Origin of the sequence: Clostridium cadaveris, from assembly GCF_020911725.1 — a bacterium.
In the GTDB taxonomy this organism is placed as follows: Bacteria; Bacillota; Clostridia; order Clostridiales; family Clostridiaceae; genus Clostridium_X; species Clostridium_X cadaveris.
The window spans coordinates 3,377,077-3,391,831 of record NZ_CP076620.1; the positions used below are offsets into that span (position 1 = coordinate 3,377,077).

Below are 14,755 nucleotides of genomic sequence, written 5' to 3' on the forward strand. Positions count from 1 at the left end.
TTATTATTCACAATAGACAAGGGATGAAGCTATAAAATTCCGCTTCATCCCACAAGTCATAAAATTAAATGTGTGCTATTTTACTACTTCAACAGCCATGTCTAGGCTTTCTCCATTGATATTAAAGTTAGTGTACTCTACCTCTCCATTGTATACAATTTCTACAGTTAGAGTTTCTTTCTTTATTACATCAGCATACTTCTTAACTACTTCTATAAGCTTATCATTATTTGCTATATATAAGTTTATCTTATCTGCAACTTCAAATCCGCTTTCTTTTCTCATGTTTTGGATTTTGCTTACCATTTCTCTTACATGCCCTTCTTCTCTAAGCTCTTCAGTAATTGTAGTATCTAAAACTACTCCTACTTCTCCAGCTCCAGCAAATGCATAGCCTTCTAGCCCCTGCATTGTTACAAGAAGATTTTCAGAATTTAATTCTATTTCAGTTCCGTCAACATCTATAGTAACAGTTCTACCATTTTGAACAGTTTGAGCTAATTCCATCTGGTTTCTCTTTCCTATTTCTTGTCTTATCTTAGGTATCATCTTACCATAGGCCTTTCCTAATACAGGAAGGTTTGGTTTTATTTCAAAGTTAACATACTTAGAAAGATCTGCTCCAAACTGTACTGATTTTATATTAAGTTCATCTTTTATTATAGCTCCATAATACTCTGGAAGTGAACTTATACTTACAAGCATTTCTGATAACGGCTGTCTATTCTTGATATTAGCACTATTTCTAGCACTTCTTCCAAGCTTAACTATCTTGTATGCCATATCCATATCAGCTTCTAATGCACTGTCAACTTCTTCAGCCTTATATTCTGGCCAGCTGCAAAGGTGTACGCTTTCAGGAGCCTTCTTATCTAATGAAACAACTAGATTTTGATATATTTCCTCTGTTACAAATGGTATGAATGGTGCAGCTACTTTAGTTAAAGTCACAAGAACTCTGTATAGAGTAACGTATGCTCCTATCTTATCATCTGTTAGAGTTTCACTCCAATATCTAGATCTGTTTCTTCTTACATACCAGTTAGATAATTCATCTACAAAGTCTTGGATGCTTAAAGCAGCTTGAGTTATTCTGTAGTTTGATAAATCTTCATCTACAGTCTTAACTAAAGTGTTTAATCTTGACATTTCCCATTTATCCATTACATTATCAGATACAAAATCCTCGTATTTTGTTGGATCAAATTTGTCAAGGTCTGCATATAAAATATAAAATGAATAAACATTCCATAATGTGCTTAGGAAGCTTCTTTGTGCTTCTGCAACATCGTCTTTAGAGAATCTTGTTGGAAGCCATGGTGCACTAGCAGTGTAGAAATGCCATCTTGTAGCATCTGCTCCTTGACTTTCTATTACTTCTATAGGATCAACAACATTTCCTTTATGCTTTGACATCTTTATTCCGTGCTTATCTAATACGTGTCCTAGAACTACACAGTTCTCAAATGGATTTGTATCAAATATAGCTGTAGATATAGCTAGAAGAGTATAGAACCATCCTCTTGTCTGGTCAACAGCTTCTGATATAAATTGTGCTGGGAAGTTAGCTTCAAAGACTTCTTTATTTTCAAATGGATAGTGATATTGAGCAAAAGGCATTGATCCTGAGTCAAACCAGCAGTCTATAACTTCTCCAGTTCTCTTCATTTCCTTTCCGCACTTTTCACAATGTAAATGAACATTGTCTATATATGGTTTATGAAGTTCTATATCGTTAGGTACATTTATACCTTTCTTCTTAAGCTCTTCTATGCTTCCTATACATTCTTTATGTCCACATTCACATTCCCATATTGGAAGTGGAGTTCCCCAGTATCTATCTCTTGAGATTCCCCAGTCTATAACATTTTCAAGGAACTTTCCAAATCTACCAGTCTTAACGTTGTCTGGCAACCAATTTATCTTGTTATTATTTCCCAAAAGTTTATCTCTAAGCTGAGTCATTCTTACAAACCAGCTCTCCTTTGGATAGTAAAGAAGTGGTGTGTCACATCTCCAACAATGAGGATATGAGTGAAGGTGCTTTTCTGTCTTGAATAATTTGTTGTTTTCTTCAAGCCATTTACAGATACTTTCGTCACACTTCTTAACGAATTTTCCTGCCCATGGAGTAACTTCTTCTACGAATTTACCTTCTCTGTCAACTAAGTTAATGAAAGCTATTCCATTAGCCTTAGCTACAAGACTGTCATCTTCACCATAAGCTGGAGCTATATGAACGATACCAGTACCATCTGATAAAGTTACATAGTCACCATGTATTACTTCAAATGCTTTTCCTTCAACTTTTCCAAATGGCATTAACTGCTCATACTTTGTTCCAAGTAATTCAGAACCTTTAAATTCCTTAACTATCTCATAGTCTTCTCCAAGAACCTTAGTAGCAAGATCTTTAGCTATAACATAAACTTCTTCTCCGACCTTAGCTTCTATATAAGTGTATGCTTTGTTTATACAAAGAGCTAAGTTTGATGGTAATGTCCAAGGAGTTGTTGTCCAAGCTAGTATATACTTGTTTTCCTCTCCAACAACCTTAAACTTTGCAATGCAAGTAATATCTTTAACGTCCTTGTATCCTTGTGCAACTTCGTGAGAAGATAAAGCTGTTCCACATCTTGGACAGTATGGCATTACTTTGTGTCCTTCATATAAAAGACCCTTATCCCACATCTGTTTTAAAGCCCACCATACTGACTCTATATACTCATTATGGTAAGTAACATATGGATTATCCATGTCTATCCAGTATCCTATCTGCTCAGACATATTCTTCCACATAGAAGAATATGTAAATACACTGTCCTTACATTCTCCTATGAACTTCTCAACTCCATATCCCTCTATCTGGTCTTTACCTGATATTCCAAGTTTCTTTTCTATTTCAAGCTCAACTGGTAATCCGTGAGTATCCCACCCAGCTTTTCTTAAAACTTTGAAACCTTTCATTACCTTGTATCTTGGTATAAGGTCCTTCATAACTCTAGTAAGTACGTGTCCTATGTGAGGCTTTCCATTTGCAGTTGGAGGTCCATCATAAAATGTGAAATATTCTCCGCCTTCATTTAAATCAAAATTCTTTTGAATTACGTCTTCTTCCTTCCAAAGGTTCAATATATCTTTTTCTATATCTACGAATGATTTGGAAGAATCTATTTTTTTGTACATAACTTAATTCTCCTTTCTGTTTAGTAAATTCTATATTTAGATAAATAAAAAAACTCCATCCCAAAGGACGAAGTTAAAACTCGCTATACCACCATTGGCTGACTTTAAGTATACTAAAGTCTAATTTCAAGCACCATCATGCTCTATTCTTTAACGCAGAACTACGGAACAGCTTACTATAAGTTCAGCTTTCAACTCCTAGGTGATATTCCCTAATCTATATTCCTATGACTTTCCACCAATCGCCACTCTCTGAGAGGTCAAGACTTAAGTACTTTTCCTAATCACAGTTTTTCATTAAGTTGTATTATATTATATATAGTGAATATTGTCAATTCCATTAAGTTTTTTTAAAATCATGATATTAATTTCATGGCCTGAATATAATGTAATAGTGAAATAATATAATGTCAGGAGACTCATGGAAATACTTGCAACATTTATAAATATACTTGCTATTGTTTTTATATTAGTAATGTCATTAAATTCTTATAGAAGCAAAAATTTCAAGCTACGGAAAAATGAAATTCTTTTTAAAAAATCACTAGGTACTTCAGTATTATTTTCCTTCATTTATATAATTCTATTTATATGTATGGTATTTTCAATAGTTACCAACTATAGCTTAGGCATTCTCTTTATATCATGTTTAACAATACTTAATGTATCTATACATGTAAAGTTACTTTCTCCTTATTTTTGTATATACAAAAAAGGATTAGCCATATTAAATAGTTTCAATGAAGTGAATTCTTATTTTTCTTGGTCCTCTATTTATCAATGGTATTTTGACAAAAACAAACCCTTAAAAGTGTATATAATAATCACTAATGTCTTAAGTGAAAAAAAGCTTATAACTTTTACTCTACATAAAGATGAGTTTGATATATTTAGAATCCTAATGATGAGATATGTACCAGAAAAACTAATCATTCAATAAAAATAAGGTGCTGCAAATGTACTAAATATTTGCAGCACCTTATTTTTATATCATCTTGCTTCTTTTACACGAGTTTCAGTTCTCTTAGTTGCAAAATCATTATCTAAATCAAAAGGTTCTATGGATACTATAAGAGGTGTTCCAGCTGGTATCTTGAATTTGCTTGCATCTATTTTAAAAGTAGTAGCATCCTTTGAAGCAGTTCCTGCATATGCATTATTCAAATAAAGATTATATCCTGATATATCTTTTTCTTTAGATTTTGTCCATGTAGCAGTTATAACATTTCCAATTTTAGTTGCATTTAAATTGCTTACTTTTTGCGGAGGCATCAAAAGTGAAAGATCATTTGGCCCCCAGTTCAAATCTACTGGAGATGAAACACCATTAACCTTTCCTGATTCGCTAAACTGCCATATTCTCCACCTTGTCCATCCACCTTGATTCATAGGATAAGGAGGGTTTCCTTTTATACTTGTGTACATAGCTATCCATAATGGCATGTCAGATAATATATATCCCTTTCCTGGATAAAGGAAATTATCATAAATATCTATGAAAAATGCTCCTGTGTATAGCATAAGTCTTCTTCTTGTACGTTTCTCAAATCTCTTCCTAAATCTATCAACCCAGTTCAAAAGCTGTGCAGTTGTTATGGATCTATCTACTGGTGCTTCTACATCTACAACTGGAAATAAGTCTCCATAATCTCCATCGCCAAATCCTTTTTGCAACGTAGCTATAAAATCATCGCATTGAGAATCAGCAGTTGTAAGATTTGCTGAAGGAACAGCATAATGATATGCACCTACAGGAATTCCATATTCCCTAGATTGTTTTGCAAAGTCTATAAATTTTTTATCTATCCTAAATCTTCCGCTTGCTGACCCTGATGCTCTCAAATACAAAAAATCTACAGATGTTGCTAGTATTGGAAAGTTTACATTTTGGCTATACTCATTTATATCTGCTCCAAAAAGGCTATTTGGATTTTTATCTTGCATACAGTCCTCCAATTTAATTTCTACCATATTTCATTTTATACTACTCCTTACCAATATGTTACAGTTTTTGTGCAATTATATTTTCCTCCCCTTTCTTTACTCTACTTTGATATGATATATTAAAAAATATAATTCTAAACCCTTTAAGGAGGTAACTATGAGATACATATCAAACATAAAAACTCCTAAGGTCAGTATCGCTCCTATGGTAGATAGAACCGATAAGCACTTTAGGTTTTTTTTAAGGCAAATAACAAAAAAATCTTTATTATATACGGAAATGATAACAGCCCAAGCTTTAATATATGGTGATTTAGAGAAACTTTTAAGCTTTAGCCCTAAAGAAGGTCCAGTAGCACTTCAAATTGCAGGATGTAAACCAGAGGATATATATAAAGCTGTAAAAAATGCTGAACCTTGGAATTATAGCGAAATAAATCTAAATGTAGGTTGTCCCTCTGATAGAGTTTCTGGAAATGCCATGGGGGCATACCTTATGGCTTATCCTGAGCTTGTAAAAGAAATGCTTCTAGCTATGAGAGAAGCTACCTCAAAACCAATAACCATAAAACATAGAATCGGCATAGACGGTGGTGGTATTTTAGTTCCAGGAACTTGCAATAAAGAAGTTCTAAATAGTTATGATGATTTAGTTAATTTTGTAACTACTATAGAAGGTGCAAAAGTTGACAGATTCACTATTCATGCCCGTTCAGCTATTCTAAAAGGCTTAAGTCCAAAAGAAAATAGAGAGGTCCCTCCTCTAGATTATGATGTGGTGTATAGACTTAAAGAAGACTTTCCTCATTTAAATATAGAGATCAATGGTGGTATAAAAACTCCTGAAGAAATAACTCATCACCTAAACCATGTTGATGGTGTCATGATAGGAAGAGCCTCCTATGAAAATCCATTCATGCTTAGAAAAATTGATAATTTTTTTGAAGATAAAGAAGAAAATAATGTATCAAGAGCCGATATTTTAAATGGCATCCTTCCTTATATGGAAAATTTAGAATCCAAAGGTTTATCTTCTTATTCTATCTTAAAACATGCATTAGAACTATTTCATGGTGCAGCAGGAAGCAGACGTTGGAAACAGCTTATGAGTCCACCCTTTAAAGATATGCTTCCTTCTAAAAGAGTTCACCTAGCTTTAAAGGAACTACCTGAAGAAAGCCTATATGAAAAATAGCATTTACCTTTATTTTACCATTGATTTAATTTTAGTTTTATGATTAAATATAATTATTACTAATTAATAATAGATATTGATTAAGGAGATAACTATGGAGAACAATGGATTAAACGAAGAAATATTAGATAAAGTTACTAAGGTGTGTTTATGCAAAGCTATATCACGCCAAACTATAAAAAATGCTATAGCAGAAGGTGCTGACACTTTAGAAAAAGTAAAAGAAGCAACTGGTGCAGCTAAAGGTGGATGCTGCGGAGCAAGATGCAAAAACAAAATCGTTGAGCTTATAGAAGCTAGCAAATAGTATTACAATTTTATGTTTTGAAAAGTATATAAAAAACAAGAGGCAGTGATTCGCAAAAACCCAATCACTGCCTCTCTCTATTTATTATATTTCCCCTGACCTCAGATCAGTCCAACTCTTCACTCTTCACTACGTCACTCTTAACTCTTCTTAAATAATCCCTCTTATTTCATCAAGACTCTCAATATTATTTTCTTCCATATACTTTTCCATACCATCTATTATATCTAATGATATGTTTGGTCTCATGAAAGAAGCTGTTCCAATTTGAATTGTAGTTGCTCCTGCCATTATGAACTCTATAGCATCCTGCCAAGTAGTTATTCCCCCCATTCCCATAACTGGGATAGATACTGCTTTGCTAACTTGGTTTACCATTCTAAGTGCTATAGGTTTTATAGCTGGACCTGACAATCCTGCATAACCGTTGTTGAATACTGGTTTTCTCTTGTTTATATCTATAGCTAGTGCTAAAAATGTATTTACTAAAGAGATTCCATCTGCTCCCTCTTCTTCACAGGCTTTAGCTATATCTACTATGTTTTCTGCATTAGGAGAAAGTTTGATAACAAGCTTATGTTTGCAAACTTTTCTTATCTCTCTAACAACTTCTCTAGCTAAGGCTGTATTAGTTCCAAATGCCATTCCGCCATGCTTTACATTAGGGCATGATATGTTAAGTTCAAGTATATCAAGCTTTTGGTCATTTAAAAGCTCCACACCCTTAAGATAATCTTCTATAGTGTTTCCACCTAGGTTTACTACATTTACAAGGTCTAAGCTGTTTACCCAATCTAGATCCTTTTCTATGAAGCCTTCAACCCCTGGATTTTCCAATCCTACACTGTTCATTATTCCACTAGGTGTTTCCCAAATTCTTATGCCATCATTTCCTGGCTTAGGGTTTAAGGTTAATCCTTTTGAGGATATTCCACCTAACTTTTCTATATCAAAAATTTCATTATACTCTCTACCAAATCCACAGGTTCCTGATGCTAATATCACTGGATTTTTGAATTCTACTCCTGCAAAATCTACCTTTAATCTATTGCTCATTTTCAAATACCTCCTCAGCTAAGAATACAGGACCATCTTTACATGCCTTTTTATTTCCTGTATGAGTCTTACAAGTACAAACAAGGCAAGCTCCTACTCCACAAGCCATTCTGTTTTCCATAGACACATAAACCTTTGCCTTTGATGAAGCAGCTTTCTTACACAAAATCTTCATCATTATTTCTGGTCCACATGTTAGAATGTAGTCATACTCATTTGGATCTATATCATCTGTTATGAATCCTCCCACATTTGTAACTACCTTATCTGAAACCTTCTCGTACTCATCTATAAGTATAGCTTCGTCGCTGAATCCTAGGTATATGTCAACTATGCTGTCTTTATTGTATTCCTTTAGTTTCTTAGCAGTTAAATATAGTGGAGCAACACCTACTCCCCCTCCTACTAATGCTATCTTTCCTTCTACCTTTGGAAATCCATTTCCGTAAGGTCCTTGCACATCTACATCGTCACCTTCATGTAGTGTTGAGAATATTTCTGTTCCCTGTCCAACAACCTTGTATAAGAATGATATTCCTTCTTCATCTATATCATATATGCTTATAGGTCTTGATAATACAGGATATGTATCCCAAGCTCTAAGCATTGCAAATTGTCCCATTTCTCCCTTAGAGATCCCCTCTAATTTCATTAAGTACATATCTTTTGAAAGTTTATTATTATAAATTACCTTTGCCACAGTTATTACCTCCTAAGTATCTTAAAAATTCTAGCTATCTAGTCCCTATAAACCACTTTACCTCTACATATTGTATACTTTACTTTCCCGTAAAGTTCATGTCCTATGAATGGAGAATTTTTAGATTTTGAGCTGAAGTCCTCTACAGTCCACAACTCATCCTCATTGAAAAGAACTATATCTGCTCTAGCTCCTTCTTTTAAGGTTCCATAAGGCATGTTGTAAAGTTTCGCTGGATTTAAAGTCATCTTTTCTATAAGCTCCATCATTGTTAGATGTCTAGCCTTAACCAGATTGGTTACTCCTAGAGCCAGTGACGTCTCAAGTCCAATGATACCACTTGGTGCTTTTCCAAAACTTACATTTTTCTCTTCCTCTGTATGAGGTGCATGGTCAGTTGCAATTAATTCTATAGTGTTATCCTTGAGTCCCTCTATAAGCTTCATCCTATCCTCTTCTGCTCTAAGAGGTGGATTCATCTTTGCATTAGTGCCATACTTTAGAACTGCCTCTTCATTTAGAGAAAAATGGTGTGGTGTAACTTCTGCCCATACATCGGCACCTTGAGCTTTAGACATTCTTATTATGTCCACTGTAGCTCCTGAGCTTATGTGCTGAATATTTACTTTAGCTCCAGTGTTTAATGCTATCATACAGTCCCTAGCTACCATAGCTTCTTCTGCAAGAGATGATGCTCCTCCTAATCCAAGCTGTTCTGAAATCTTCCCTTGGTTTACTCCTGGAGAATTTATGAAAGCTGGATTTTCTTCATGGAAGCTTAAAGGCACATTAAGTTCCTTTGCCATCTTCATAGCTTCAAACAGAACCTTCTCATCCATAAGTGGAAGTCCGTCATCAGTAAATCCTAATACCCCTTCCCCTTTCAGAGCTTTCATATCAACGATTTCTTTTCCCTTTAATCCCTTAGTTATAGCAGCAGCTTGCACTACATTTATAGGAAGTTTTTCAATCTGTTTTTGGACTTCTTTATATATGTCCTCTGAGTCAATGACTGGTCTAGTATTCGCCATACATACTACGGTGGTAAATCCGCCTCTTGCTGCAGATGCAGCTCCTGTCGCAAAGTCTTCCTTATGAGAAAATCCCGGTGTTCTAAAATGCACGTGAACGTCTATAAGTCCAGGTGCTGCTATCATCCCACCAGCATCTATAATTTCATCATAGTTATCATCTTCTGAGAATTTCCCTAAGGACTTTATCTTTTCATCTTCAACTATGATATCTAGAATCTCGTTCCGTTTGGTATATGGGTCAACAACCCTACCGTTCTTAATTAATATCATACTTTTCCTCCTTATATACCTTTTTTAGTTTAGGTACTCTTTTAAGTTTAATATTTTTTTAAGCTCTTTGCCACCCCTATTTTTAGGTTAATACTTTTATCTTTGATGCATAATTTCAAACCTATTCTTATAATTATGCATAATTATATGCATTTTTCTATAAATTTCTATTGATTTTATTCATTTTATGCATTAAAATAATCATTATTGTATAAATATTAATTTTTATAAATAAAGGAGAGTAAACGTGGAAGCGAAATTATCTAATAGATCTTTAAATAAAACTCTAAAATTTCTCATACCATCTATAATTGGAGTCTTGCTATTTATGATTCCAGTTAAAAATGCTGAAGGGGATATCACTATAGTCGTTGCTATATTATCTAACTTATTAACTAATGCTTTGGGCGAAAGTTTAGTTTACATAGTTACTGGGCTCATATGTATATCTACTATTGGAAGTATCATAACCAAAGCTATGAAGCCAAAATTCATAGTTGAAAATGAATTTTTAAACTCTATATTCAATGTAAATAACATTTGGCTTATGGTGAGAATTCTTGGAACAGTATTCTGTATATCTTCACTTTTAGGTGTTGGTCCAGAATTCATATGGTCAGATTCCACTGGAAGATTTGTTTTAGATGAATTAATTACACTGCTATTTTCAATCTTTTTCTTTGCTGGATTATTACTACCTCTTCTTCTTAACTTTGGTTTATTAGAATTCTGTGGAATCTTATTAACTAAAGTTATGAGACCTATATTCACCCTTCCAGGACGTTCATCAATAGACTGTATAACATCTTGGCTTGGAGATGGTACACTAGGGGTAATGCTTACTAGCAAACAATACGAAGATGGTTTTTACTCTGAGAGAGAAGCTGCTATAGTTAGTACAACTTTTTCTGCTGTCTCTATAACTTTCAGTTTAGTTGTAATATCTCAAGTTGGATTAAGTCATTTATTTATACCTTTTTACCTTACAGTGTCATTTGCAGGAATCGTTGCAGCTATAATAATCCCTCGTATACCTCCACTATCAAAAATTCCTGATAACTACTACAATAATCAAAAGAATCAAAATCAAGAGGTAATTCCAGAGGGTCATTCATCATTTTCTTGGGCATTTGAAAACGCATTAGAAAGAGCGGATAAAAATTCTGATGTACAAAGTTTCTGTAGAGATGGTTTAAAGAATGTTTTAGACATGTGGCTTGGAGTACTTCCTGTAGTTATGGGAATGGCTACATTAGCTCTTATAATAGCTGAATACACTCCAATATTTCAGTTCTTAGGAACACCATTTATTCCTGTATTAAAGTTATTACAAGTTCCTGAAGCTGTAGCTGCCTCTCAAACTTTAATAGTTGGTTTTGCAGATATGCTTCTTCCTTCAGTTTTAGCTTCTGCAACAATAACAAGTGAAATGACTAAGTTCATAATAGCGTGTACATCTGTCACTCAGCTAATATACATGTCAGAGGTTGGAGGAGTCCTTCTAGGCTCTAAGATACCAGTATCGTTAAAGAATTTGCTTATAATATTTGTTGAGAGAACTTTAGTAACTTTACCAATTATAGTTTTATTTGCGAATATAATATTCTAATAAAAAAGATGCTATCTTCTAAAGGAGTAGCATCTTTTTTAATATATCTATATTAATGTTTCAGGCAGAATATTTCTTCAAAATCGTCTTCCTCGCCACAGGTCTTCCCGGTAAATACAAAGCCAGCATCCCTATAGATATGTTTCCCTTTCTTATTATCTGGAGACGTGCTCAGATATATTTCCTTGCATCTATATTGATTAAACATCTCATCTATAATAATCTTAAGCGACTGCTTTCCATATCCATTTCCTTGATATTTATGGTCAATCATAAAACGACATAATTCATATTCCTGTAGTTCCTGACTAAATCCATACATAGTAAATCCAATGAGTAAATCACTTTTTACAATGCCCCTTATATTCCATCCCTTTTCAAAAACTGACTGTGCAATAGAGAATGAATTTGATGCAACATACTCTGCACCTTCTTTTCCTGGATAAAGACAGCATATCTTCTCCCAATTATCTGATGTAATATTAATTAATTTTATATCACTCATGCTAATTCCCCCTTAAAGCTATAAGCTGCAGACTGTTTGAAACTACAAATAACTTTTTAACTACTATATAAATTGGAATTTGAAAGCTTCACATTATGCTTAGTAATGCCGAGTTAATCAAGAACTTCAAAGGTAAATTTGCAAGGCTTTTCACCGTTTGTATTAAGTGGTGATGAATTGATTTCTTTCAATTTTAACTTTACTCCCAAAGCGTTTTGATAGTGATATAAAAAGTGCCCAGCACAACAACCGCAGTATGTAGGTGAAACAGAAAAAGGCTGTTTCAATTTTTTAATCGAAATACAAGAACAAGTGTTTTTGCCAGTGTGAACACCGTTTTGATAGCCTCCAAATGTAATAGTAAATGTACCATCATCATTCAGACAAGGCGACATCATATGTTGAATACTTGACATCAATGCAAGTTTTTCAGAAAAAGGTTTGTCCGTGTATTCCAAGGCAAACGCCTTACAGTCCTTGTCACGCTGACCTCCCTTGCAACAACCTTGTTCTTCCATAATTGAAAGGCATTGTTCCTTTGTCAGTAATTTATCCATTTTGTCAATTAGAGAAATAATGTTATGCGGATTATTGCAGTCAGCTTCAAAGTCCATTTGTTCCATAATCTCGTCATTGATTTTCTGCTTCTTCATTGTGTCTCTTATCTTTTTTAAAGTCGGCATTTTTATCCCCCCACAAAATATTCATAATTTGCACTACAAATTCTTATTTACCAATAAACTATCATTTATTTCTCATATATATATATTGTACCTAAATATGGTATAATTCTAAAGTAATATCTTGAATTTCTTGGAATTTATATAAAAGTTGATGGTAAAAAGAAAAAGCACCGTCCATCTACGAATAGTGCTTTCATCTCTTAAATTATATAAATAATTTGATTTAACATCTTTATTTATCTTTAAATAGCAAACTATATGTCTTTATTTCATGCTCTTATTTCTCTGAATTTCTTCATTCAGTTCATTTAGATAAGTCCATCTATCATACTTTTCTTCCAGCTTTGCTTCCGTCGCCTCTTTTTCCGCTAACAGTTCTTGAAGTTTGCTAAAATCTGAACTATATCTGTCTATAGACTCATCTAGTTCTTGAATCTTGTTTTCTAAAGACTCTATGACCTCATCAATCTCATCAAACTCTTTTTGCTCTTTATAAGAAAATTTAAGCTGCTTTTGCTTTTTCTCTTCATTCTTTTGCTGAGGCCTTTCTTTTTTAGGAGTTTTATCCACAACTGTAGATAAATTTTTTTCCTCAACTATTAATAAGTAATCCCCATAGTTTCCGTTATACCTCTCTATAAATCCATTACCTTCATATGCAAATATCTTATTACATACTCTGTCTAAGAAATATCTATCGTGAGACACTGTTATCACAGGTCCATTAAAATCATCTAAAAAATCTTCGAGTATTGTAAGTGTTGCTATGTCTAGGTCATTTGTAGGTTCATCTAAAAGAAGTACATTGGGAGCACCCATAAGCACTCTTAATAAATAAAGTCTTCTTCTCTCTCCTCCTGAAAGTTTTCCTATATAGGTATACTGCATGGAACCTGTAAATAGAAACTTTTCAAGCATCTGAGATGCTGTTATCCTATCTCCATTTGCTAGAGGAAGATACTCAGCAATTTCTTTTACATAATCTATAACCCTCATGTCTTCATCCATGTGATAAGTTTCTTGCGAGAAATAACCTATCTTTACTGTATCACCAACATCAATAGTACCACTGTCTGCCTTAATCTCTCCGCTTATTATGTTCATAAGCGTTGATTTTCCTATACCATTAGGTCCTACAATTCCTATTCTATCATCTCTCAAAAGTATATAGCTGAAATCATCTATGTATTTCTTTCCTTCGAAAGATTTCTCTACATTCTCCATCTCTATTACCTTGTTTCCAAGTCTTGACCCTTGTACCGAAAGCTCCACATTTTCCTGAGACTTATATCCCATGCTATCCTTAAGATCTTCAAATCTGTCTATTCTAGCCTTCTGCTTTGTGCTTCTAGCTTTAGCTCCTCTCTTAATCCATGCAAGCTCTTTCCTAAAAAGGCTTTCCTTTTTCTTTTGAGTTGCAATCTCCTCAGCTTCTCTCTCTGCCTTCTTCTCAACAAACAAACTGTAATTTCCCTCATAGCTGTAAAGTGAGCCATCATATATTTCAAGAATTCTATTTGTAACTCTATCTAAGAAATATCTATCATGGGTTATCATTATAAATGCACCTTTTCTACTATTAAGGTAACCTTCTAGCCATGTTATAGTTTCGCTATCCATATGGTTTGTAGGTTCATCTAATACTAGAAGTTCACTAGGAGTGATAAGTGCACTAGCAAGTGATATTCTCTTCCTCTGTCCTCCAGACAAGTCTCCAATCTTAGCTTTAAAATCACTTATTCCAAGCTTAGTAAGTATTGTTTTTGCTTCGCTCTCTAGATCCCAAAGAGCCATAGTGTCTATTTTACTTTGAATACTAATTAATCTATCTGATAAATCTTCGCCTTCATTAACACGTTCTAAAACGTCCTCATATTCTCTTAAAAGCTTCATCTCTTTTGAATTACCTTTGAATACCTGTTCTAAAACTGTAGCTTCAAAATCGTAATCTGGATTTTGAGGAAGGTACTCTATTCTAACTTTATTGCCCTTTATTATGCTACCACTGTCTTCATGCTCAACGCCTGCGATAATTTTAAGGAAAGTTGATTTACCTGTGCCATTGATTCCAATTACACCAATCTTGTCTCCCTCATTTATTCCTAAAGATATATTATCTAAAAGTTTCTTTTCACTATAATTTTTGCTTATGTTCTCCAATGTTATTAAGTTCATAAAAATCCTCCTCGTAAAGTAGGTATCTTTATTAATTATAGGATAAGATTTCACTTTATACAAAGATAAAATAACTTTGCCGATATTTTTA

At 33.7% G+C, this 14,755-nt stretch carries 11 protein-coding genes and 1 other annotated feature; of the genes, 3 read left to right on the forward strand and 8 right to left on the reverse strand.

Annotated elements, in window-relative coordinates; all coding sequences use genetic code 11:
• Positions 1–75: 75 nt before the first annotated feature.
• Both ileS and KQH81_RS16340 read right to left on the reverse strand, forming a co-directional pair.
• Positions 76–3,186: an isoleucine--tRNA ligase gene (gene ileS / locus KQH81_RS16335; RefSeq protein ID WP_230028502.1), complete on the reverse strand. Its 3,111-nt coding sequence runs from the start codon at positions 3,184–3,186 to the stop codon at positions 76–78.
• Positions 3,187–3,246: 60 nt separating this feature from the next.
• Positions 3,247–3,483 (reverse strand) — a binding site (T-box leader).
• A gap of 693 nt (positions 3,484–4,176) precedes the next feature.
• Entirely contained in the window at positions 4,177–5,130 is a 954-nt protein-coding gene (locus tag KQH81_RS16340; protein WP_027638461.1) for a glycoside hydrolase family 25 protein, read from the reverse strand.
• A 157-nt stretch (positions 5,131–5,287) separates the two neighbouring features.
• Between KQH81_RS16340 and dusA the strand changes: the two genes are divergently transcribed.
• Both dusA and KQH81_RS16350 read left to right on the forward strand, forming a co-directional pair.
• Positions 5,288–6,325, forward strand: coding sequence for a tRNA dihydrouridine(20/20a) synthase DusA (dusA, locus tag KQH81_RS16345; RefSeq protein ID WP_027638460.1), 1,038 nt, complete (start codon positions 5,288–5,290; stop codon positions 6,323–6,325).
• A gap of 94 nt (positions 6,326–6,419) precedes the next feature.
• Entirely contained in the window at positions 6,420–6,632 is a 213-nt protein-coding gene (locus tag KQH81_RS16350) for a (2Fe-2S)-binding protein (protein ID WP_027638459.1), read from the forward strand.
• A 150-nt stretch (positions 6,633–6,782) separates the two neighbouring features.
• Here the strand turns inward: KQH81_RS16350 and KQH81_RS16355 are convergent, their stop codons facing one another.
• Genes KQH81_RS16355 through KQH81_RS16365 form a run of 3 tightly spaced genes read right to left on the reverse strand, consistent with a single transcriptional unit; the run spans position 6,783 to position 9,692 of the window.
• On the reverse strand, positions 6,783–7,688 hold the full coding sequence (locus KQH81_RS16355; RefSeq protein WP_027638458.1) for a dihydroorotate dehydrogenase: 906 nt from the start codon (positions 7,686–7,688) through the stop codon (positions 6,783–6,785).
• Entirely contained in the window at positions 7,678–8,394 is a 717-nt protein-coding gene (locus tag KQH81_RS16360; RefSeq protein ID WP_407647354.1) for a dihydroorotate dehydrogenase electron transfer subunit, read from the reverse strand. Before KQH81_RS16360 ends, KQH81_RS16355 begins: the two co-directional genes overlap by 11 nt.
• Positions 8,395–8,426: 32 nt before the next feature.
• Positions 8,427–9,692 carry a dihydroorotase gene (locus KQH81_RS16365; protein WP_027638456.1) on the reverse strand — a complete coding sequence of 422 codons (1,266 nt, stop codon included), beginning with the start codon at positions 9,690–9,692 and terminating at the stop codon, positions 8,427–8,429.
• A gap of 247 nt (positions 9,693–9,939) precedes the next feature.
• Between KQH81_RS16365 and KQH81_RS16370 the strand changes: the two genes are divergently transcribed.
• Positions 9,940–11,301, forward strand: a complete 1,362-nt coding sequence (locus tag KQH81_RS16370) for a YjiH family protein (RefSeq protein WP_027638455.1) — start codon at positions 9,940–9,942, stop codon at positions 11,299–11,301.
• A gap of 52 nt (positions 11,302–11,353) precedes the next feature.
• On the opposite strand, the gene KQH81_RS16375 is transcribed toward KQH81_RS16370, so the two are convergent.
• The 3 genes from KQH81_RS16375 to KQH81_RS16385 form a co-directional block, all read right to left on the reverse strand.
• Positions 11,354–11,806 (reverse strand): GNAT family N-acetyltransferase, encoded by a 453-nt coding sequence (locus tag KQH81_RS16375; RefSeq protein ID WP_035770595.1) that lies wholly within the window; start codon positions 11,804–11,806, stop codon positions 11,354–11,356.
• A gap of 113 nt (positions 11,807–11,919) precedes the next feature.
• Entirely contained in the window at positions 11,920–12,489 is a 570-nt protein-coding gene (locus KQH81_RS16380) for a hypothetical protein (protein ID WP_027638453.1), read from the reverse strand.
• Between the two features lie 264 nt (positions 12,490–12,753).
• Positions 12,754–14,664 carry an ABC-F family ATP-binding cassette domain-containing protein gene (locus KQH81_RS16385; RefSeq protein WP_230028503.1) on the reverse strand — a complete coding sequence of 637 codons (1,911 nt, stop codon included), beginning with the start codon at positions 14,662–14,664 and terminating at the stop codon, positions 12,754–12,756.
• Positions 14,665–14,755 lie beyond the last annotated feature (91 nt).

Bases quoted from the DNA above. Each gene is read 5' to 3' on its own strand.
- ileS (WP_230028502.1), bottom strand. From the start codon at position 3,186: ATGTACAAAAAAATAGATTCTTCCAAATCATTCGTAGATATAGAAAAA.
- KQH81_RS16340 (WP_027638461.1), bottom strand. From the start codon at position 5,130: ATGCAAGATAAAAATCCAAATAGCCTTTTTGGAGCAGATATAAATGAG.
- dusA (WP_027638460.1), top strand. From the start codon at position 5,288: ATGAGATACATATCAAACATAAAAACTCCTAAGGTCAGTATCGCTCCT.
- KQH81_RS16350 (WP_027638459.1), top strand. From the start codon at position 6,420: ATGGAGAACAATGGATTAAACGAAGAAATATTAGATAAAGTTACTAAG.
- KQH81_RS16355 (WP_027638458.1), bottom strand. From the start codon at position 7,688: ATGAGCAATAGATTAAAGGTAGATTTTGCAGGAGTAGAATTCAAAAAT.
- KQH81_RS16365 (WP_027638456.1), bottom strand. From the start codon at position 9,692: ATGATATTAATTAAGAACGGTAGGGTTGTTGACCCATATACCAAACGG.
- KQH81_RS16375 (WP_035770595.1), bottom strand. From the start codon at position 11,806: ATGAGTGATATAAAATTAATTAATATTACATCAGATAATTGGGAGAAG.
- KQH81_RS16380 (WP_027638453.1), bottom strand. From the start codon at position 12,489: ATGCCGACTTTAAAAAAGATAAGAGACACAATGAAGAAGCAGAAAATC.
- KQH81_RS16385 (WP_230028503.1), bottom strand. From the start codon at position 14,664: ATGAACTTAATAACATTGGAGAACATAAGCAAAAATTATAGTGAAAAG.